Below are 22733 nucleotides of genomic sequence, written 5' to 3' on the forward strand. Positions count from 1 at the left end.
GAAAAATTATACCACCATGAAATATATATTCTCACTACTATTAATCAGTTTACTAATCACTTCTTGTGGTGAAGAAAAAAGTAAATCTGTTGAAGCTGTTATTGAAACAGAAAATTTAGAAGACATAAGAAAAAAGCGAAGCGAAATAGTAGCTAAGCAACAAGAAATTGCTGAACAATTAAAACTACTTGATGCTAAAATTGCAGTATTAGACACCACTAAAAAAGTACCTTTAATAACAACATTTACAGCTAAACAAGAAGTTTTTAATCACTTTTTAGACCTACAAGGAAACGTTAATACTAAAAATAACTTGGTCATATTTCCTGAATATTCTGGTATTCTAACAAAAGTATATGTTACCGAAGGGCAAAAAGTTATTAAAGGTCAAACACTTGCTAAAATAGATGATGGTGGAATGAGTCAACAATTAGCACAGGCTGAGATTCAAGCCAACCTAGCTAAGACTACTTTCGAACGTCAAGAACGTCTTTGGAATCAAAAAATCGGTAGTGAGATTCAATATTTACAAGCTAAATCTAATTACGAAGCGCAGAGTCAGGCCGTAAACCAAATAAAACAACAAATAGGTAAGACTATTGTAAGAGCTCCTTTTACAGGTACCATAGACGACATTATTACAGAGCAAGGTAGCGTTGTTGGCGCTGGTCAGTCTCAGCTAATGCGTATTGTAAACTTAGATAATATGTATATTGAAACCGATGTTCCCGAACGTTATATTTCTGATGTTACAAAAAATAAAAATGTTGAAGTTGAGTTTCCAATCTTAGGAAAAAAAATGACTGCTAAAGTTCGTCAGGCTGGTGATTTTATAAATCCAACAAATCGTACGTTCAAGGTAGAAATTGGTGTTCCAAATAAAGATCGAAGCATTAAACCAAATCTTACAGCTAAGGTTAAGATAAATGACTATACCAATGAAGTAGCGCTTTTAATTCCACAAAGTATTATCTCAGAAAATGCGAACGGTGAGCAGTATATATATGTGGTGAATAATAAGAAAGACAATGGTGAAGGAGTTGCAGAACGTGTTATAATTGAAACTGGAAAAACTCAAGGTGATGTCATCGAAGTTTTAAGTGGTATTAAAAATGGTTCTGAAATTATACAAGAAGGAGCTAGAAGTGTAAAAAACGGACAGACTGTAAAAGTCTTAGATTATAAAACCGAATAGTTATGGCTAAAAAGAAAAGCACTAAAAAGGTAAACAAGGAGTTTCCTTTATCATCATGGGCCATTAACAACAAAACAACCATGTATGTGGTTATGGCTGTTATTTTCTACTTAGGAGTTTCTGCCTTTTTTGAAATGCCAAGAGAGAATTTTCCAGAAATTAAAGAGACTAAAATTTACATAAGCACTTTATTTCCAGGTAACACTGCAGAAGATATTGAAAAGTTAATAACTGATCCTCTTGAAGATAAAATTAAAGGCATAAGTAATGTTGTAGAATACACCTCTACATCCCAAGAAGATTACTCAATGATTATGGTTGAGTTTGATGAAGAGTTATCTATACCTGAAGCCAAACAAAAAGTTAAGGATGAATTAGATACAGAAACCTCTAGTGAAGATTGGCCAACCTTTAACGATGCAAAAATAAAACCTAATGTCTTTGCTTTGAGTATGAGTGAAGAAATGCCAATCCTAAACATTAATATCTCTGGTGATTATACAGTTGTTCAGCTTAAAGAATTTGGAGAATATCTTCAAGATGAAATTGAAAATCTTCAAGAGATAAAACAAGTAGATATTCGAGGTGTGCAAGACATGGAAGTTGAAGTTGCGGTTGATATCTATAAAATGATGGCTGCGAAAGTGAGTTATAGTGATGTCTTACAAGCCATAGGCAATGGAAATGTTACTATGTCTGCTGGTAATTTTATTACAAGTGGGCAACGTCGTACAATTAGAATTTTAGGTGAAGTTGAAAAACCATATGAACTCGAAAATTTTGTTGTAAAATCTGAAAATGGTAACTCCATATATCTTAAAGATGTTGCTGAAGTTTCCTTTAAAGAAAAAGACAGAACAACCTACGCCAGAAAAAAAGGTGATAAACTGATTGGTGAACGTGTTGTAATGCTTGATGTGAAGAAACGAGCTGGACAAAATATGGTTGCTGCTACAGATCAAGTAAAAGAAATCGTAGAAAATGCAATTACTAATGAATTCCCTCAAGATTTAGAAGTCTCTATTACTAATGATCAATCCTCAGTCACTTTAGGACAAGTTGATGACTTGGTAAATAATATCTTATTTGGTGTAATTCTAGTTGTCACTGTATTAATGTTCTTCTTAGGGTTTAAAAATGCCATTTTTGTTGGATTTGCAATACCGATGTCCATGTTTATGTCTTTAATGATTTTAAACATGTTTGGCTTCACATTAAACACTATGATTCTTTTTGGTCTTATTATGGGACTTGGTATGCTTGTGGATAATGGTATCGTGGTTGTAGAAAATGTGTATCGTCTCATGGAACAGGAAGGTATGAGTCGAATTGAAGCTGCAAAGAAAGGTATTGGTGAAATTGCTTTTCCTATTATTATTTCTACTGCGACAACAGTCGCTGCTTTTATTCCTCTTGGACTATGGCCAGGAGTTATGGGTGAATTCATGAAGCTATTACCAATAACGTTGGCCACTGTTTTAGGTTCCTCTCTATTTGTTGCTATCTTTTTTAATTCAGTATTAGTATCAGAATTTATGAATACTGAAGATGAAGACATGCCTTTGAAGAAGATTATTAGAACAACACTAATAATGGCAGTAATTGGTGTTATTGCATTCATATTTGGCGGAGATTATAGAGGTTTAGGTACGTTGATGATCTTTACCGCAATTATGCTTTGGGTATATCGGTTATTCCTTCGTGGTTGGGCAAATAGTTTTCAAAACAAAACCCTACCTAGATTAGAAAACTGGTATGAGAAAAGACTACGTGGAGCATTATCTGGCAGAAGTCCATATTGGTTAGTCGGTGGAACTTTCCTTTTATTGATTATCTCGTTTATGGCTTTTGGTGGCTCATTAGCTTCGCAGCGCACAAAAGTTGAATTCTTCCCAGATAATAAGCCAAATCAAATTATTGTCTACATAGAATATCCTCAAGGAACTGATATTGAAAAAACCAATGCGATTACTAAAGAAATTGAACAAAAAGTATATACAGTTTTAAACGATTCTAAATATATAGATGATGATTATAACTTTTTAGTAGAAAGTGCTGTTTCACAAGTAGGTGCTGGTGCTGGAAACCCTCAAACTGATGGTGGTTCAGACGCAGAAATGCCTCATAAAGGAAAGATTACGGCTTCAATGCGAGAGTATAAATATAGACGTGGTGAGGACAGTGAATTATTACGTCAAAAAGTTCAAGAAGCATTAGTTGGAATTTATCCTGGTGTATTAATTTCAGTCGAAAAAGATGCAGCTGGTCCACCAGCAGGTGCTCCTATTAATATTGAGATTGAAGGTGATGATTACGGTGAGCTTATTGCTATGGCAGAAAGCATGCGTGATTTTATTAATTCTAAAAACATTCCTGGAATTGATGAATTAAAAATCGATGTTAATAAAGATAAACCTGGAATGCAGGTTATTGTTGATAGAGAAAAAGCTGGTGAACTTGGTGTGAGTTCTGCACAGGTTGGTCAACAAATACGAAATTCTATTTTTGGAGCAAAAGCTGGTATTTATAAAGAAGATGGTGAGGACTATGATATTTATGTGCGATTTAATAAAGAAAATAGATACAACAATAGTGCGCTTTTCAATCAAAATATAACCTTTAGAAATAATTCAGGAAAGATTATAGAAATTCCTATTTCTACTTTAGCAAAACAATCTAACAACTCCGGATTTAGTGCTATAAAGCACAAGGATTCTAGGCGTGTAGTAACAGTTTATTCTGCTTTATCACCTGGTTACACCGATGCTGGAGCTATTGTAGCTCAAGTTCAGAACGAAATGAAATCTTTCGAAAATTTACCGAAGAATATAAAGATTGATTATACAGGTCAGATTGAAGAACAAAATAAACAAATGGCCTTTTTAATGGGCGCATTATTTACTGGCTTAGGCTTAATTTTCTTTATTCTAATTTTCCAATTCAACTCTGTATCTAAACCAACAATTATAATGATAGCCATATTGCTTAGTTTAATTGGTGTATTTGGTGGATTAGTGATTTCAGGAAATCCTTTTGTTATTATGATGACCATGATGGGAATTATTTCTCTAGCTGGTATAGTTGTAAATAATGGTGTGGTATTACTGGATTATGCACAACTTTTAATTGATAGAAAAAAACATGATTTAGATTTAGAAGATGATGAGTATTTAAGTAAAGAGTTATTATTTGAAAGTATTGTTACTGCTGGTAAAGCCCGTTTAAGACCAGTATTGCTTACAGCGATAACGACCATACTTGGACTTATTCCTTTGGCAATTGGTTTTAACATTAACTTCTTTACAATGTTTAAAGACTTTAACCCAAACATATATATGGGAGGTGATAACGTGATTTTCTGGGGACCATTAGCATGGACTGTAATTTATGGTTTATTAATAGCAACATTTTTGACATTAATTGTTGTGCCTATTTTATTTTACTTAATTACTATATTCAAAATGTGGCTTTATAAGGGTAGAGTTTCAGTAATACCTTTAGCAGTAAAAAATGAATATGATGATTCTATCCCTATTAGTTTAGATAAGTAAATTTTAGCATATAATAATCCTTTCTTAAAAGAAGATTGATAGATAGCAGTGGGCACCTTGAAAACTCAAGGTGTTTTCATTTCACATAAGTTTTATTTCAAAAATTGAAACGCAATTAAAGCAACAACATAGGCAATAAGAGTCATGCTTACTAACTGAATCGCTGGCCATTTCCAGCTGTTAGTTTCTCGTTTAACAATAGCTAAAGTACTCATGCATTGCATTGCAAAGGCATAAAACAGTAATAGTGAAATTCCTGAGGCCAATGTAAATACTGGTTTGCCATTGTCGTAAACTTCTTCAGACATACGCTTTACAATAGTTCCTTCTCCCAGTTCATCATCATCATTAGCGCTTCCTATACTATAAATCGTAGCTAAAGTACCAACAAAAACTTCCCGTGCAGCAAAAGACGTTGCTATACCAATACCTATTTTCCAATCGTAGCCTAAAGGTTTTATAACAGGTTCAATAGCCTTACCAACTAATCCTATATAAGAATGCTCAAGTTTGTGTGCGGCTAATTTATCTTCAAAAGCATCTTCTCCAATATCTGGGAATTCGGTTCTAACTATAGTTTCAGCATTATTAAAATTATCTCCAGGTCCATAGGATGCTAAAACCCAAAGTACAATAGAAATTGCCAAGATTATCTTTCCGGCTTCAAATACAAATGTCTTTGTTTTTTCTAATACAGTAATCGCTACATTTTTAAATAACGGAATCTTATAGCTAGGCATTTCAACCACAAAAAAGCTTTTGCTTTTTAGCTTCATTACCTTATTTAAAATAGCAGCAGAAACCAAGGCTGCTAAAAAGCCAATGATATACAGTAGCATTAATGTTAATGCTTTGTAGCCAAAACCTAGAAAGCTACCTTCAGGTATAACTAAACCAATGATGATAATGTAAACAGGTAAACGCGCAGAACAGGTTGTAAAAGGTGTTACTAATATGGTAATTAAGCGTTCTTTCCAATTTTCAATATTTCGAGTAGCCATGATCGCTGGTATGGCACAAGCTGTCCCAGATATTAGAGGCACAACACTTTTTCCACTCAATCCAAAGCGTCGCATAACTTTATCCATTAAAAACACCACACGACTCATGTAACCACTTTCTTCTAAAATGGAAATCAATAAAAATAAAAATGCAATCTGGGGTATAAAAATCACAACGCCTCCAATTCCTGCAATAATACCTTCAGTAAGCAAATTGGTAAATACGCCTTTAGGCAACACGCTTTGTAACCAACTGGATAAATTGGCAAAACCTTCATCGATCAAATCCATTGGTACAGTAGCCCAATCATAAATGGCTTGAAAAATTAATAGTAATATCACAAAGAAAATAACATAGCCAAAGACTTTGTGCGTAAGTATTCTGTCTAATTTAGATCTAAAATCTTTGGCTTTAGAACTATCAATTTGTTGTCCTTCTTTAAGCACATTATTTATAAATTGATATCGTTTAATGGTTTCGCGCTGTTGAAGTCTTTTGAGCTCGGATTTCGTTTTTGTTTTAAAATCTTGAATTGACGAAGATCCTCTTTCAATTTTACCAAAATTTACATCTTGTGAGATCACTAACCAGAGTTTGTATAAGTCTTGATTAGGAAATACGTTCTTAAGATTTTCAAAATAGGTGCTATCAATAGTTGATGTATCTAAACAAGGTTCGGTAGATAAACTTTGATAATTATTTATAAGATGCTTTAAGGTGTCTACACCTTCACCTTTTCTAGTGCTAATAAGTGCAATCTTAGTATTGAGCTTAGATTCTAAAACGTCTAAATCTAAAGTAATTCCTTTTCGTTTCATACGATCACTCATATTAATAACCAAGATTGCTGGAATCTTAAGGTCTTTTATCTGAGTAAAAAGAAGTAAGTTGCGTTTTAGGTTTTCTACGTCAGATACTACAACAGCTACATCTGGAAAATCTTTATCGTTTTTGTTGAGAAGCAATTCAATAACAACACTCTCATCTAGTGAAGACGCGTTTAAACTATAAGTACCTGGAAGGTCTAAAATATGCGCTTTAACTCCTCTTGGTAATTTACAAATACCTTCCTTTTTTTCTACTGTAATACCAGGATAATTACCTACTTTTTGGTTTAAACCCGTTAAGGCATTAAAAACAGAAGTCTTTCCTGTATTAGGATTTCCTATTAAAGCAACATTAATTTGTTTAGGCATCTTTAAGTTCTATGGTAATTAATGAGGCTGTATCTTTTCTGATGGCTAAATAACTTCCATTGATATTCAAATACATTGGGTCTTTAAACGGAGCTACTTGTAACAGTTTAACTTCATTACCAGGTAAACAACCCATTTCGAGGAGTTTCAAAGGGATTTGATCTGATGACACATCAATGATAATAGCTCTTTGACCTTTGTTTAAATCGGCAACTGTCATTTATGATTTATTTAGACTCATTATAAAGAAGCAAAAATAGGAAAAAGATTAATTTTTATACGAGGCTTTAAGAATTTTAATATCATCTAAAAGTCTTTCTATATCTTCAGGATTGGTGCCATCATAATGTCCTCGTATTTGGCGTTTCTTATCAATAAGTAGGAAATTTTCAGTATGAATCATGTCATATTCACCTCCATCTCCATCAGTTTTGACTGCTAAATAGCTTTTTCTTGCTAGCTCATAAATATGCTTTTTATCGCCAGTTACGAGGTTCCACTTAGCGTCATTAACACCTTTTTTCTTAGCATAACGCTTAAGTTGAGCTACCGAATCAATTTTTGGAGTTACAGAATGAGATAACAACATTACATCATCATCATTTTCAATCTCTTTTTGGATTTGATACATATGATCTGTCATTATCGGACAAATGGTTTGGCAGGTGGTAAAGAAGAAGTCTGCAATGTATATTTTATCCTTGTAGGTGGCTTGAGTTATGGTTTCTCCGTTTTGATTAGTTAAACTAAAATCAGCTATGGTGTGATACTTTGCTTTATGTTGAATGGTACTATCTACCAACTCATAATTAACCATAGATGGTTGCCAAACTGGTAGTACTCTAGTTGGCTTTAAAATGGAGTAAAACGTGTATATAATAACAATAGAAAGTACTATTAAAAATATCCAAAAATATTTGTAAGCTTTAAAAAATGATAGCATAATTTCTTAATTGTGAGCCTATCCTCATAGATAAAAACACAAAGATACAACCCAATGATATTATACCTTATAACTTTAACAGCAAAATGAATTGTTGTTGAAAAAAACCATAATTGATAAAAGGGTGTTAAAAAATTAAGCATTAATAACGCTTTATTTTTCTAAATAGTGGTAAAAAGTTACTTTTGCAGCTTATCAATATTTATGAAAAGATAGATGGAGTTTGTAATTAAGATTTCCCAATTTCTATTAAGCTTATCCTTATTAATCGTACTACACGAGTTAGGACACTTTATACCAGCCAAATTATTTAAAACAAGAGTAGAGAAGTTTTACTTATTCTTTGATGTAAAGTACTCTTTGTTCAAAAAGAAAATAGGAGAAACCGTTTATGGAATCGGTTGGTTACCACTAGGTGGTTATGTTAAGATCGCAGGAATGATCGATGAAAGTATGGATAAGGAACAGATGGCTCAACCACCTCAACCTTGGGAGTTTAGATCTAAACCTGCTTGGCAACGCCTTATTATTATGCTTGGAGGAGTTACAGTTAACTTTATTTTGGCGCTCATAATATACATCTTAGCATCTTTTGCTTATGGTGATTCAGATATAACACTAAAAAGTCTAAAAGATGGTTATTGGATAGAGAATCCTGTTTTAGTGGATCTTGGGTTTAAAACTGGAGACAAAGTAGTTGCTGTAGATAATACAAAAATTGTCAACGATTCTGAAATAATTGATAATATTATTAGTGCAGAATCTATAACAATAAGTAGATTGGGTGTTGAAGAGACCATTAATTTGCCTGAAGATTTTCTTGGTCAATTATCCTCTGGTAAGATAAGAGGATTGTTTAAACTAAGAATCCCATTTATGGTTGGTGAGGTTACTGATTCTTCGCTTAACAAAGAAGCTGGTTTAAAAGAAGGTGATATTATTCAAGCCATCAATGGCAAAGACATTAGATATTTTGATCAACTTGAAGAATGTGTTGCTGGACTACAAAATCAAACCGTTCCAGTATCAATTTTAAGGACAGATAATAGCACTGTTGAAAAAATGCTTCAACTGGATGCAAAGGGTAGAATAGGTATTCAACCTGCTCGTCATCTTGAACGATCTGAAGAACTAGGTTATTTAGAGAGAATACATCAAGATTACACATTTGGTGAAAGTTTTGGTGTAGGCTGGAATAAGTTTATTGGGCAAATACAGTCCTATTGGGAGCAATTAGGTGTTATCTTTAATCCTAGCACAGGTGCTTACAAAGGCGTTGGAGGCTTTAAGGCAATATTTGATATTTTCCCAGAAGTTTGGAGCTGGGAAGCCTTTTGGAGATTAACAGCATTTTTATCTATAATGCTTGCCATTTTAAATCTATTACCAATACCTGCTTTAGATGGAGGACATGTGGTATTTACCTTATACGAAATGGTATCTGGGAGAAAGCCAAGCGAAAAATTCCTTGAACGTGCCCAAATGGTAGGTTTCTTTATTTTAATTGCCCTTGTATTATTTGCAAATGGTAACGATATTTATAAAGCTATAACACAATAGTTTTTCTATAAAAATTGTTTGTCGAAAATAAAAAATAGGCTATATTTGCGCTCGCAAAAGCCATTAACACTCCTTCTTAGCTCAGTTGGTTAGAGCATCTGACTGTTAATCAGAGGGTCCTTGGTTCGAGCCCAAGAGAAGGAGCAAAGTAAAGTTCAACAGAAATGTTGGACTTTTTTTTGTGTAACAGGATGGCGAGAAGTTTATGCTGAGCGGAGTCGAAGGAAGCCCAAGAGAAGGAGCTAAAAATAAAATGCCATCCGAAAAGGTTGACATTTTTGTTTTTATGCGTTTTCATTTCGTTACTAAATACTTCCAAATTATCTTTGTGATTAATGACTCAAAAATTCACAACCATAGCTAAGTATCAATACACTTCTGAAGCCTTAATCGTAAAAGGTCGTTTAGAAGCTGATGGTATTCAAGTATTTTTATCTGATAGTTTAACTATAGATACAGATCCTTTGGTTAGTAATGCCATAGGTGGTGTAAAACTGAAAGTGTTTTCTGAAGATGTAAAAAAAGCAAATGAAATATTAAAATCAATTGCTAAATATTCAACAGATAATGAAGGTAATAGTATAGAATGTCCAAATTGTAATAGTAGTAAAGTTCAATTAATATCAACAGTTACAAGCTTTAAATCATTTTTTGCTTTCCTTATTGGTTTTATCTCTGGAACACTTCCGTTTAATGCTAGGTACAAATACAATTGTGATCATTGTAATACAAATTTCGATTTTAAATGAATACATATTTTGTAACAGGTATTGGTACAGATGTTGGTAAAACCATAGTTTCAGCCATTATAACTGAAGCTCTTGAAGCTGACTATTGGAAACCTGTACAAGCTGGTGATGTAGACTCTGGAGATAAACATAGAGTTAAACAATTAATCTCCAATAACAAATCTGTATTTTATGACAATACTTATGCTTTAAAAACACCTATGAGTCCTCATGGTGCTGCAGAAATTGATGGTATTACCATAGATGTTGATTCTATTAAAAAACCAAAAACAAAAAATAATTTAGTTATTGAAGGTGCTGGTGGATTATTAGTGCCACTTAATAATACTAAAACTGTATTGGATCTAATTACTAAAACTGATACAGTAATTGTGGTTTCAAGACATTATCTTGGTAGTATAAACCACACATTACTTACAGTAGAACAATTAAAACAAAAAGGCTTCAAAAACATCGTAATACTATTTAATGGCAACGAACATAAAAGTACTGAAGATATCATCTCAAAAATAACAAAAATTCCTGTTCTAGGTCGAATAAATGATGAACCTTATTTTGACAAAAACGTAATAAAAGAATATGCCAATTTATTTAAAGCTAAGTTATAGATGATATTAAAAGATCGTGATAAAATGCATATTTGGCATCCTTTAACACAGCATAAACTTCATCCTGAGAATATTGCTATAACAAATGCCAAAGGATCTCTACTCTATGATGAACATGGGAAATCTTATATTGATGCTATATCATCTTGGTACACTTGTATGTATGGTCATTGTAATCCTTTTATAACCAAACGTGTTGCTGAACAATTAGGTAAACTTCATCATATAGTGTTTAGCAGTTTAACACATGAGCCAGCAATAAAACTTTCTGAAGAACTCATCAAAGTTTTACCAAAAAATCAAAGCAAATTATTTTTTAGTGATAATGGTTCAACCAGTGTTGAAATTGCCATAAAAATGGCCTTACAATATCACTTTAACAACAATGAAAAAAGAACTACTCTAATAGCTTTTGAAGATGGTTTTCATGGCGATACATTTGGTGCAATGAGCGTGTCAGGTATTTCTGTTTATAATGGCCCTTTTGAAGATTATTTTTTAGAAGTAAAACGTATTCCAACACCAACAAAAGATAACATAGCAAATACTATAATTTTATTAAAAGAGCTTGTTTCTCAGCATAAAATTGCTGGTTTTATTTACGAACCTTTAGTACAAGGTGCTGCTGCAATGAAAATGCATGATGCAAATGGATTAAACGATATTCTAAAATTCTGTAATAAACAACACATCATTACAATTGCTGATGAGGTTATGACAGGTTTTGGTAAAACAGGACGATGTTTTGCATCTGATCATATAGAAACTAAACCTGATATTATCTGTCTAAGTAAAGCTTTAACTGGCGGCATCATGCCAATGGCAATTACCTCTTGTAAACAAGAAATTTACAATGCGTTTTACAGTGATGACATTGGCAAAGGTTTATTTCATGGACATACATACTCAGCTAATCCTTTAGCTTGCTCAGCAGCTTTAGCGAGTTTAGAATTATTACAATCTGATACTATTCAGAATAATATAAAACGAATCATCTCATCTCATCAAAGCTTCAATGAAAGAATACATGATCACCCTAAAGTAGAATCCACGAGACAAACAGGTATTATTTTTGCTCTAGACCTAAAAATAAAAATGGAGCGCTATGGGAATTTAAGAGATCAACTCTTTAATTTCTTTTTAAAAAATGGTGTGTTTTTAAGACCGTTGGGTAATACTATCTATATACAAGCGCCTTATACTATTTCAGAAAAAGAACTTCAAACCATTTACGACGTCATAGAAAAGGCTTTAGATACCTTCTAAATTTTTATCTAATAAATTAATCTCTTCTCCAGAGGATTTAATGGTAACATAAATAGATTCATAATCCCATACACCATCCGTTTTTTCACCTTTTATAGAAACTTTTCCTTTTCCTTTTTTGCCTTTTATTGGTATTGTTATATCTACATGACCATCATCATTACTTAAAGATATATCGCCTTTCATAATCCCATCAGATTCAATCGAATCTCCTAATAAACTAATAACCTCTTTATTAGTTGAGGCTTGCTCTATAGCATATTCATAAGGTTCAGAATTGGTAATCATTTTTGATACACCGAAAATCGCAGCTCCTGCTCCTACAATAAGAAGCACAATTAAGCCTAAACATCCTGTTACTGGTATTACCCAAGGCCAATTTCGAGCAAACCAACTTTTTTGTTTTTGTTGTTCCATAAGATTAACTAAACTATTCTATGTTTATATGTATAAGAAAGTACAAATTTGTTACTAAAATACTAACTTAGGTCTTACTTTTGCTTATAAATTATTTCTATTGCAAAACCCTATTTCTATAACTGCTGTAAGCTCCATATCTCCTCTAGGTAATTCGACTGCTGAAATATGGAATAACTATCTTAAGCCTAACCATTTTATTTCTGAATATCAAAAAGGAGAAGAAACTTCACTTTGCTCAAAACTAAGTGAAACGTCTAATGAAATTCTTGAAAAGTTAAGGCAAGAAACTACAAAATATAGAGCACTAGACAGGTCTGTTTTAATGGCTTTACATGCCTCTCGTAAGGCTATTAAAGATGCTCAATGGAATTCAGACAATAACTTTGGAATTAATATAGGATCTTCGCGTGGTGCAACAACTTTATTTGAAAAATATCATTCAGATTTCCTTAAAAAGGATATTACAAATACATTAACCTCTCCAACAACAACATTGGGTAATATCTCCTCTTGGGTTGCCCACGATTTACAAACCATAGGTCCAGAAATTTCTCATTCTATAACTTGCTCAACAGCATTACATGCTTTACTAAACGGAGTCGCTTGGATAAATTCTGGCATGTCAGATAAATTTTTAGTTGGTGGTAGCGAAGCACCTTTGACTGAATTTACCATTGCGCAGATGAAAGCACTTAAAATCTATTCCAAACCAGACACTGGGGCACTCGAAGTGTCCGAAAATAAATTTCCTTGTCAAGCTTTAAACATAGATAAATCCAAAAACACAATGGTCTTAGGTGAAGGTGCAGCTCTAGCATGTTTAGAAAAAGGGATCTCAAATAACGCTTTAGCTGTAGTTAAAGGTATTGGTTATGCCACTGAAATTTTAGAACATAATGCATCTTTATCTTCAAATGCTGTTTGTTTCCAACGCTCAATGAAAATGGCCTTAAGAAATTTAAAGCCTGAAGAAATTGATATTATAGTAACACATACTCCTGGCACAATAAAAGGTGATATTGCAGAATATAAGGCTATTAAAAAGGTATTCAACGCTCACCTTCCTTCGTTAACTAACAACAAATGGAAGCTTGGACACACTCTAGGAGCTTCAGGCTTATTGAGCTTAGAAATGGCAATTTTAATGCTACAACATCAACACTTTATTTCAGTACCTTATTTGAAGGAAAAAGAACCTAAAAAAATTCAAAACATAATGATTAATGCTGTAGGATTTGGAGGTAATGCTGTTTCAGTAATTATATCTAAATCTTAATTGTTGACAATTTTTTTGAATTTCAGTTTTGGAATTTAGTTATTAAAATACGAATACGCTATTTTTGAAATATGAGTACAATAAGACACAACTGGACTAAAGAAGAAATTTTAGATATCTATAATAAACCTCTCATGGAATTAATGTATGAGGCTGCTACTGTTCATCGTTTACACCATGATCCAAATACAGTACAAGTTTCTACTTTACTGTCTATAAAAACAGGAGGTTGTCCAGAAGATTGTGGCTATTGTCCGCAAGCTGCTCGTTACCACACAGATATTGAAGGTAATGATTTAATGACTGTGAGCCATGTTAAAGCACAAGCCTTGAGAGCTAAAGCATCAGGAAGTTCTAGAGTTTGTATGGGAGCTGCTTGGCGTAATGTAAAAGATGGCCCAGAATTCGATCAGGTTTTAGAAATGGTAAGGACTATAAATAAACTAGAGATGGAAGTCTGTTGTACCTTAGGTATGGTCACTGAAAACCAAGCACAACGATTAGCTGAAGCTGGTTTATATGCTTATAACCATAATCTAGATTCTTCAGAAGAATATTACAAAGAAGTGATTTCTACAAGAGGTTATGAAGACCGATTAGAAACTATAGATAATGTGCGTAAAACTAACGTTACTGTTTGCTCTGGCGGAATTATAGGAATGGGAGAAAAAGAGAGTGATAGAGCTGGTATGCTTGTAGCATTATCTACTTTAAACCCTCAACCAGAATCTGTACCAATTAATGCTTTAGTTGCTGTTGAAGGCACGCCTTTAGAAAACCAAAAACCTGTTTCTATTTGGGATATGATTAGAATGGTAGCTACAACACGTATTGTTATGCCAGAAGCACAAGTGCGTTTAAGTGCAGGACGTACAGAAATGAGTCAGGAAGGTCAAGCTATGTGCTTTTTTTCTGGAGCAAACTCCATTTTTGCAGGAGATAAATTACTAACCACTCCAAATCCTGATGTTAATGAGGATATGAAGTTATTTGATGTATTAGGTTTAAATCCACAAAAGCCATTCATTAAAAAAATGCAACCTACTTCAATTGAAGCAAAAGATTCTCAATTCCATGCTCTTGGTGAAAAGCCAAAATGGACACGTCCAGATCATAAAATTGAGAGAAACGAAGAAGCAAAACAAAAAGCAAAAGTTCTTAAATAGAACATCTAACGCTACACTCAAAAAATTACTATTTACAATTTCGAGACGTTTTCTTAACTTTGAGACCACCTTAACATTAAGACGTTGCAATTAGATCTTAGACAAATTCCTCGTGTTAAAACTATTAGTAAAGAGGATTTTATAACACATTATTTTAAACCACAACAACCTGTGGTTATAGAAAACTTCATTGAAGATTGGCCTGCCTATTCTAAGTGGTCTTTAGACTACATGAAAGACATAGCAGGCGACAAAACAGTTCCGCTTTATGACGACAGACCAGTAGATTATAAAGATGGTTTCAATGAGCCTCATGCAACCATGAAAATGTCTGAATATGTAGATTTATTAAAAAGTAAACCTACTAAATACCGTATTTTTCTTTGGAATATTTTAAAAGAAATACCTCAGCTACAAAACGATTTTAAATATCCAGATTTTGGTTTACGTCTAATGAAAGGTTTACCTATGCTATTTTTTGGCGGAAGAGATTCGTATACGTTTATGCATTATGATATTGATTTGGCTAATATTTTTCATTTTCATTTTGAAGGCAAAAAGCAATGCATCCTGTTTGATCAAAAACAGAATAAATACCTCTATAAAATTCCGCATTCGTTGATTACTAGAGAGGATATAGATTTTGCCAACCCAGATTTTGAAAAATGGCCAGCACTGCAACATGCTAAAGGTTGGGTTTGCGAACTTAATCATGGTGAAGTCTTATATATGCCAGAAGGTTGGTGGCACTATATGCGTTATATTACTCCAGGGTTTTCAATGAGTTTAAGAGCAATTGCCCGAAAACCAAAAAACTTGAGCAAAGCAATTTATAATGTTTTTATAATGAGAACTTTAGATAATGTGATGCGTAGGTTAAAGGGGCAAAAATGGATTGATTGGAAGAACGAACAGGCTATTATTAGAACAAACAAAGCGCTGTAATTAGATCTTTATTTGATAAGTTCACTTGCTTTTTCATAGACCAAATAAGGTTCCCAGCCTCTATACAATAGATAATCGCAAAGCTTTCTTTTACGCTTATAAATATTCTTTTCTTTCAGTTGTAAGAGTCTTTTTTTTGCTAACTCATCTAGAGTTTTAAAATAATTTTCTTCATCAATTTCTTTTAATGCACTTTTTATGTTGTATTTAGAAATATCTCTAAGCTTTAATTCTCTCACAATTTTGTGTTTTCCCCATTTTTTTATAGAAAATTTTCCTCTAGCAAAACTTTTTGCAAAGCGTTCTTCATTAAGATAATTACCTTCAATAAGTTGGCTAATGATATGCAATATGACCTCAGGTATCATATTAATACTCTTTAGCTTTTGTTCAACATCTTTATGGCAACGCTCTTGATAGGCACAGTAATTTTGTGCTAATTGTAAGGCTTCACTTACGGTGTAAGAATCTTTCATCGATAAAACTAAAATAATAACTTTTTGTTAATAATTACTAAAGGTTAACCGCCTTAAAATAAGAGAATTTTGATGTATATTTGTTGCCCTCGTAAGAGGATGTTGCTAATCCGTTCCCTATGTTAAAAAAGTACTCCTTAAGTCTACTCCTATTTTTATGCGCTTTTACTTTTGGGTTTGGGCAAAGTGTTGGTGACATCGCTTTTCTACAATTCAATGGTGATGGTGGTGGTCAAGATTTTAAGTTTATAACTTTTATAGATATACCAGCAGGTACACAAATTAACTTTACCGATAGAGGATGGCTAAGTAGTGGTGGTCTACGAAACAGTAGTGAAGGTGTAATGACTTGGACTTCTCCAGGTGTAAATTGTGGAGATGTTATTACTTTGACCGAACCAGGAACAGCTTTTGCTTTATCTACAAGTGGAGATCAAATAATTGCATTTACAGGTACTACAGGGTCACCCACTCCAATAGCAGCAATTCACATGAATGGTAATTGGGATACCGATGCAACAAGCACTGCCGAATCAGCAATTCCAACTGGTCTTACTAATGGAGTAAATTGTTTGGCAATAGCTCCAGAAGTGGATAACGCCATTTATAATGGTACGTTAACTGGAACTATTGCATCTCTAAGATCCGCTATTAACAATAGTGCTAATTGGTTAACCAACAACTCTACGCAACAAACATTTACAGGTACTTTTAATGTTACCGATTGTGGCGGTTCTACTGATACTCGAGTACAGTTTGTTTCTTCCACTTTGAGTTTAGCAGAAGACGGATTATTTATTGATGTATGTGCCTCTATAACCAACCCTTCCTCTAGTGCAGCAACTACAGTACAAGTTCAGTTAGATGGTGCGAGTACCGCAACCAATGGCACGGATTACGACGATGGTGCTGGCTCACCAGCAGCAATAGTATTTCCTCAAACACTAACCTTTCCCGCAAATAGTAGCGCAGACCAGTGTATTACACTATATATCTCTAATGATGATGCCGTTCAAGAACCTGATGAGACCGTAATTTTAAATTTGATTAATCCTTCTGGTGGTACTAATGCCGACTTAGGCAGTGCAACTCAGCATGTTTTAACTATAACGGATAATGATTTAAATGACGACTGTGGCACGGCTATTCCTCTTGCAGTAAATAGTTCTTGTATAAACATTTCGGCCTCTAATGTTGGCGCTAGCGATAGTGGTTTAAGTGATCCTGGTTGTGCTAATTATAATGGTGCAGATGTATGGTTTTCTGCAGTTGTTCCCGCAGGTGGTGAAATCACCGTAACTACATCTGATAATGGAGGTATTGACGATACAGGTATGGCTTTATATTCAGGAGCTAATTGTGGAAGCTTAAGTCTAATTACTTGCAACGATGATATAGATTTTTCTGGTGGAAATTCCATGTCCGAAATCAATGAATCAGGTTTAACAGTAGGTAGTACAGTTTATATAAGAGTATGGGAATATGATGGGAATGCAACAGGAACTTTTGATATCTGTGTGACTTCTCCAGTCTCCTGTTCAGAACCCTTAGCGCAACCAACCAATCTTGTATTATCTAATGTCACTGCTAGTAGTATCGATGGAAGTTTCACGGCTTCAGGTAGTGCAGACAACTATTTAATAATCGCTAGTACGAGTAATACGCTTTCTGGAAATCCTGTAGATGCAACTTCTTATAACGTAGGAGATAGTCTTGGAGGAGGTACTGTAGTGGCAGTCGGAAATTCCACCTCTTTTACAGCAACAGGTTTAGCTGGAAACACAACCTATTATTTCTTTGTTTTTGCTTTCAATGACACCAATTGCGGAGGTGGTCCAGATTATCTGATTGGTGGCCCTCTTACAGGAAATGATACAACACTTATTGGTCCATGTTTAGGCGAAGAAAGTTTTGAAAGCGGTTTCCCATCTGGTTGGTTGTCCACAGCTACAATTAATACTAATGCTGGAAACGCCAGAACAGGTGTTGATTATGCTAACTTTAATGATACAAGTGACTGGTTAGAATTACCTCCTGTAGATAATCCTACGTCTTTACAGTATTATGCAAGATTAAGTTCTGACCCTGGTTCTGACCCAGATCCAAACATATTATCTATCCAATATTTTGATGGGACCAATTGGATAGAATTAGATGCACACCAAGCAACAACTAACACTTATCAACTATTTACTACAGACCTTTCGGGGATTTCTGTACTTACTAATGTTAGATTAAGATTAGAACGAACATTTGATGATAGATCGCATTACGTCGATGATTTAAGTGTATTTTGTGGACCAACAGTTACTAGCCCCGAACTACAACTAATAGAGAGTAGCTCTTCCGCTTACAGACCATGTGGATATAGTTATGATTTTGGTACAGTTTCTACTTCGCAAACTGGTACATATAATTTAGAGATTGAAAACTTAGGAAATCAAGATTTAACTATTAGCTCAATAGGAATTACAGGAGATTTCTCAATTGCGCCTTCCACAGGAATTACCATTCCTGTTGGTTCAAGTCAAACCTACACCATAACATTTTCTCCTTCTTCGGCTGGTGCATTATCTGGAATATTAACTATTAATAGCAATGATTCTGATGAAGCTAGTTGTACGATTAACCTAAATGGAACAGGATTCGTCGGAACACCAGAAATTAGATTAGAAACAAGTAACAATGCTAATATTCCGGATAACCTTACAACATTTGCTCCAGTATACGATAATACTTTTGCTCAGCAGATTGAAGGTGACGTCTCGCAGCCCAAAACGTACTTTATTGTAAATCTTGGTGATGGTGACTTGGATATAAACTCAATTACGTTGTCTAGCACTGAGTTTACTCTTGTTAGTAATCCTGCTGAATTTGGAACTTACACTTTAGCTCCTGATGGCATTGTGCCAATTGAGATTTCCTTTTCACCTGGAAGTCCTGGACTCAAAATTGCTACAGTCACAATTAACAATAACGATAGTGATGAAAATCCCTATAATTTTGATATAAGAGGTACAGGTATCTGCGCTGGTGCAACGATTGCTTTATCTCCATCGAGTGGCCCAATCGGTACTATTGTAACGGTTACAGGCGCAAACTTTGGAGGTGGTAGTACATTTGCTACCATTAATGGTGAGGTAGCACCTTTTACAGTACTCTCACCTACAACAATGGAAGTAACAATACCAACTGGTGCTGATACAGCATTTTTATATATTGAAGATAGTTCAGGTTGCTTAGCTCGAGAAGTTTTTACTGTATATACAGAAGAAGATGACACTTGTGATGGCACAACAAGTACAATTCCAGCGGGATGGACAGATCTCTTAATCAGTGGGCTTTTTGATAATACTGGTGGTTCATGTCATTATCTAGAGCTTTTTAATCCAACTGCTGCTACCATTGATTTGAGCACATATAGTATACGATTGTCTAACAATAAAGCTTCAGCAAATTTTATAGATACTAATAATGGGGATTTCGATTACACAAGTGCTGCCCTAAGTCTTAGTGGCTCAGTAGACGCTTATAGTACATTTATGGTTCAATTTGGTAATACAGGAAGTACATGTAGTGATTGCCCTAATATTATACCAGACATTGTCCTTACTAATGGCGCATTTGGTGTAAATGGTATTGGTTCTGATGGTGTGGATAGACTTGTCCTGATTAACAATGGAACCGAAGTTGATCTCTGGGCCAATAGTGAGTATGGCTCTTCTGGTTTTGTTTATACTAGAGATATTACTTCAACAGCTCCAAAGTTTCCAAATATTATTGAGGATACAAGTACCGCAATAACAGATTACATTGTAGATTCTGATGGGTTTGATATTAATGATTGGGATTCTCAAGGTACAGCTGATTGTTTCGGATTTTCTGTTCCTCCATTTTTTGATGTGCCTTCTGTAGCAGGCCCAACAGTGTCTTCTCCAAGTTGTAATATTGCTACATTAACTGTTGTTGCAAGCGAAGGCTATGATATTAGTGGAGATACAAGAGATTTAGATTATGACTGGTATGTTTTTGATCCTGCCTCAGGACCAAATCCGACTTGGCAACTTATCTCTGATGGTGGAATTTACTCTGGTGCAGATACTGATATTCTTACGATAACAGATGCTTCAAATGTATTAAATTATCAATTTTATTGCCGAGTTAAAGAAAATGATGCAACCTGTTATAATGCTTCTAATGCTGTAAGCGTAACCCTACCAACAACGACTTGGAACGGTTCATGGAGCCCAACTCTTCCAGATTCTGATACAGTAGCAATTATTAACGCAAATTATAATACAACTGCTGGTGGACAACAAACTAGTTTTGAAGCCTGTAACCTTATCATAAATAATGGAGCTACTTTAACTATTGGAGATGTCAATAATGGAGGTGCCAATACTTACGTTGAAGTACAGAATAATTTATACGTATATGGAAGTGGTGCTATTATAGTTCAGCCTCAAGCTGCATTTGTTCAAATTAACGATTCGGGTACTGTTACAGCTGACAATCCAGATAACATTCAAGTTAATAAACGTACAGCTCCAATGGACATCGCTACAGAATACACATATTGGAGTTCTCCAGTAGAAGATGAAACTATAGGTGATGCCTTGGCAGATGCCAATCCTGGAAGACGTTTCAGATTTTTTGCTCAAGATTTTAGAGATAGTAGGGATGAAACTGGGAATACTAACTCATCTAATGTTGGGCATGACGACTTAGATGATAATGGACTAGACGATTATGTTAACGATGGTACTCTCAGAGATTGGCAATTGGTAAATGGTTCCGATACTATGTTAGCTGGCGTTGGTTATGCGTCTACGCATAGTCCTCCTTTGTTTAATAGTTTTCCTTGTGATGGTGGACCTGACTGCCAATTTGATTATTCTTTTAATGGTCGTTTTAATAACGGTATTATTCCTGTTTCTATCTTTAAAAATGATGAAGAAATGGGTGATAATAACTGGAACTTTGTAGGTAACCCTTATCCTTCAGCAATTGATGCTGACGAGTTTTTAGATTATAATTCTGATATTGCTGGTGCACCAAACCGTGTTATGACAGGTGCCATCTATTTATGGTCTCAAGATACTCCAGCAGATGCTAATACAGGTGGTTTTGAAAACTTAAATTTTTCGTCTAGCGATTATGCCATTATAAATGGCGTTGGTCAAACAGGAACTGCTGATGGAGGTGACCCAACAATACCAAATAGATTTATTCCATCTGGTCAAGGCTTTTTTATAGCCATGTCTAATGCCGCTTTAAATACATCTGTACACACTGATCCTACAGGTCAACCAGGAATTATTGAAACTGCAGATTTAATATTTAATAATAGTATGCGTGTTCGTGGTACAAGTAATAACAGTCAGTTTTTTAGAATGGTGAATACTGAAGTAACTACTAATAGAGAGACAGGGAATACCGAAAAGCTATGGTTAAACCTAATGACAGATAATGGTGCATTTAGCCAAGTTTTAGTGGGCTATAAAGAAGGTGCTACAGATGATTTTGATGGTGCTTATTTTGATGCAGAACGCAATACAGCTACAGGTGCATTTGCTGTTCTCTACTCTACAATAGAAGATTTAAATAAGAAATTTGCCATACAAGGAAAGGATTTAAATAGTATTCATTTGGATGAAGTGATTCCTTTAGGACTATTAACTTCAATAGATCAAGCCACATTATACACTGTTTCCATCGCGGAATTAGAAGGTGATTTTATGCTCAATAATACTATTTATATTAAGGATAATCTTCTCAATGTTCTTCATAATTTGAGTGCTGACGATTATACTTTCACCTCAGAAGTTGGTGAATTTAATGATCGTTTTGAGATAGTCTTTAATGCTGACGCTTTATCTGTTAATGAAAATGAATTGAACACCTCTGAATTGATCATTACAGAATTACAAAATGGTAATGTACAATTTCTTGTACCAACAAATTTTGAAATGAAGTCTGTTGAAATTATCGACTTATTAGGCAGGTCTATTTACAGATTCAAAGCAAATAACCACACAGAAATATATGATTTGTCTGCTTTAAGCTCATCTACGTATATTGCTAAAGTAACATTATCTAGTGGTCAGATCATTAATAAAAAGGCTATAAAACAGAAATAAACTAATAATAAGTTACCATAAAAAGCTATCGCTATCGATAGCTTTTTTTATCTCTAAAATGTAAATGTTTGTAAGAATTTTATATGTATATGTTAAAGTATTGTGCATTTTGTCGATTTATATAGCTTTTAAACAGATTTAATGTAATTAATTCACATATTAGCAATCCCAAATCATAATAACCAAATCTATCATAAACTTAATTTATGAGATTTTGCCCCAAATCTAACATGAATTGTT

The 22733-nt window shown here is 34.1% G+C and carries 15 protein-coding genes and 1 tRNA gene; 11 read left to right on the forward strand and 5 right to left on the reverse strand.

Features of this window, described 5'->3' with window-relative positions; translation table 11 throughout:
* Nucleotides 1-16 precede the first annotated feature (16 nt).
* On the forward strand, nucleotides 17-1195 hold the full coding sequence (locus tag RM697_RS04415; RefSeq protein ID WP_311426650.1) for an efflux RND transporter periplasmic adaptor subunit: 1179 nt from the start codon (nucleotides 17-19) through the stop codon (nucleotides 1193-1195).
* 2 nt (nucleotides 1196-1197) lie between these two features.
* The gene (locus tag RM697_RS04420; RefSeq protein ID WP_311426651.1) at nucleotides 1198-4746 is read left to right on the forward strand and encodes an efflux RND transporter permease subunit; all 3549 of its coding nucleotides are present in this window, start codon (nucleotides 1198-1200) and stop codon (nucleotides 4744-4746) included.
* Between the two features lie 92 nt (nucleotides 4747-4838).
* Here RM697_RS04420 and feoB read toward each other — a convergent pair whose 3' ends face one another.
* From feoB to RM697_RS04435, 3 genes are read right to left on the reverse strand one after another with little or no spacing between them, the layout of a single operon-like run.
* Nucleotides 4839-6944, reverse strand: a complete 2106-nt coding sequence (feoB, locus tag RM697_RS04425) for a ferrous iron transport protein B (protein ID WP_311426652.1) — start codon at nucleotides 6942-6944, stop codon at nucleotides 4839-4841.
* On the reverse strand, nucleotides 6937-7164 hold the full coding sequence (locus RM697_RS04430; RefSeq protein ID WP_311426653.1) for a FeoA family protein: 228 nt from the start codon (nucleotides 7162-7164) through the stop codon (nucleotides 6937-6939). Before RM697_RS04430 ends, feoB begins: the two co-directional genes overlap by 8 nt.
* 48 nt (nucleotides 7165-7212) lie before the next feature.
* Nucleotides 7213-7887 carry an SCO family protein gene (locus RM697_RS04435; protein ID WP_311426654.1) on the reverse strand — a complete coding sequence of 225 codons (675 nt, stop codon included), beginning with the start codon at nucleotides 7885-7887 and terminating at the stop codon, nucleotides 7213-7215.
* A 216-nt stretch (nucleotides 7888-8103) separates the two neighbouring features.
* Between RM697_RS04435 and rseP the strand changes: the two genes are divergently transcribed.
* The 5 genes from rseP (at nucleotide 8104) to bioA (ending at nucleotide 12070) form a co-directional block, all read left to right on the forward strand.
* A complete protein-coding gene (rseP, locus tag RM697_RS04440) occupies nucleotides 8104-9447 on the forward strand; it encodes an RIP metalloprotease RseP (RefSeq protein WP_311426655.1) in 1344 nt (447 codons plus the stop codon).
* Between the two features lie 70 nt (nucleotides 9448-9517).
* Nucleotides 9518-9591: transfer RNA gene (locus tag RM697_RS04445), tRNA-Asn, on the forward strand.
* Between the two features lie 191 nt (nucleotides 9592-9782).
* Nucleotides 9783-10196: a putative signal transducing protein gene (locus RM697_RS04450; RefSeq protein WP_311426656.1), complete on the forward strand. Its 414-nt coding sequence runs from the start codon at nucleotides 9783-9785 to the stop codon at nucleotides 10194-10196.
* The gene (bioD, locus tag RM697_RS04455; RefSeq protein ID WP_311426657.1) at nucleotides 10193-10804 is read left to right on the forward strand and encodes a dethiobiotin synthase; all 612 of its coding nucleotides are present in this window, start codon (nucleotides 10193-10195) and stop codon (nucleotides 10802-10804) included. Before RM697_RS04450 ends, bioD begins: the two co-directional genes overlap by 4 nt.
* Nucleotides 10805-12070 carry an adenosylmethionine--8-amino-7-oxononanoate transaminase gene (gene bioA / locus RM697_RS04460; RefSeq protein ID WP_311426658.1) on the forward strand — a complete coding sequence of 422 codons (1266 nt, stop codon included), beginning with the start codon at nucleotides 10805-10807 and terminating at the stop codon, nucleotides 12068-12070.
* Here bioA and RM697_RS04465 read toward each other — a convergent pair.
* The gene (locus RM697_RS04465; protein ID WP_311426659.1) at nucleotides 12056-12487 is read right to left on the reverse strand and encodes a cytochrome c oxidase assembly factor Coa1 family protein; all 432 of its coding nucleotides are present in this window, start codon (nucleotides 12485-12487) and stop codon (nucleotides 12056-12058) included. The two genes, bioA and RM697_RS04465, sit on opposite strands and share 15 nt — an antisense overlap.
* Nucleotides 12488-12587: 100 nt before the next feature.
* Between RM697_RS04465 and RM697_RS04470 the strand changes: the two genes are divergently transcribed.
* From RM697_RS04470 to RM697_RS04480, 3 genes are all read left to right on the forward strand, one after another.
* Nucleotides 12588-13766, forward strand: coding sequence for a beta-ketoacyl synthase N-terminal-like domain-containing protein (locus tag RM697_RS04470; protein WP_311426660.1), 1179 nt, complete (start codon nucleotides 12588-12590; stop codon nucleotides 13764-13766).
* A 71-nt stretch (nucleotides 13767-13837) separates the two neighbouring features.
* Nucleotides 13838-14932 (forward strand): biotin synthase BioB, encoded by a 1095-nt coding sequence (gene bioB / locus RM697_RS04475; RefSeq protein ID WP_311426661.1) that lies wholly within the window; start codon nucleotides 13838-13840, stop codon nucleotides 14930-14932.
* 84 nt (nucleotides 14933-15016) lie between these two features.
* Nucleotides 15017-15877 (forward strand): cupin-like domain-containing protein, encoded by an 861-nt coding sequence (locus tag RM697_RS04480; RefSeq protein WP_311426662.1) that lies wholly within the window; start codon nucleotides 15017-15019, stop codon nucleotides 15875-15877.
* An 8-nt stretch (nucleotides 15878-15885) separates the two neighbouring features.
* Here the strand turns inward: RM697_RS04480 and RM697_RS04485 are convergent, their stop codons facing one another.
* Nucleotides 15886-16353 carry a regulatory protein RecX gene (locus RM697_RS04485; RefSeq protein ID WP_311426663.1) on the reverse strand — a complete coding sequence of 156 codons (468 nt, stop codon included), beginning with the start codon at nucleotides 16351-16353 and terminating at the stop codon, nucleotides 15886-15888.
* A 119-nt stretch (nucleotides 16354-16472) separates the two neighbouring features.
* On the opposite strand from RM697_RS04485, the gene RM697_RS04490 reads away from it, so the two are divergent.
* The gene (locus RM697_RS04490) at nucleotides 16473-22493 is read left to right on the forward strand and encodes a DUF8693 domain-containing protein (protein ID WP_311426664.1); all 6021 of its coding nucleotides are present in this window, start codon (nucleotides 16473-16475) and stop codon (nucleotides 22491-22493) included.
* Nucleotides 22494-22733 lie beyond the last annotated feature (240 nt).

This window comes from Microcosmobacter mediterraneus, assembly GCF_031846265.1.
GTDB classification, from domain to species: Bacteria; Bacteroidota; Bacteroidia; order Flavobacteriales; family Flavobacteriaceae; genus Microcosmobacter; species Microcosmobacter mediterraneus.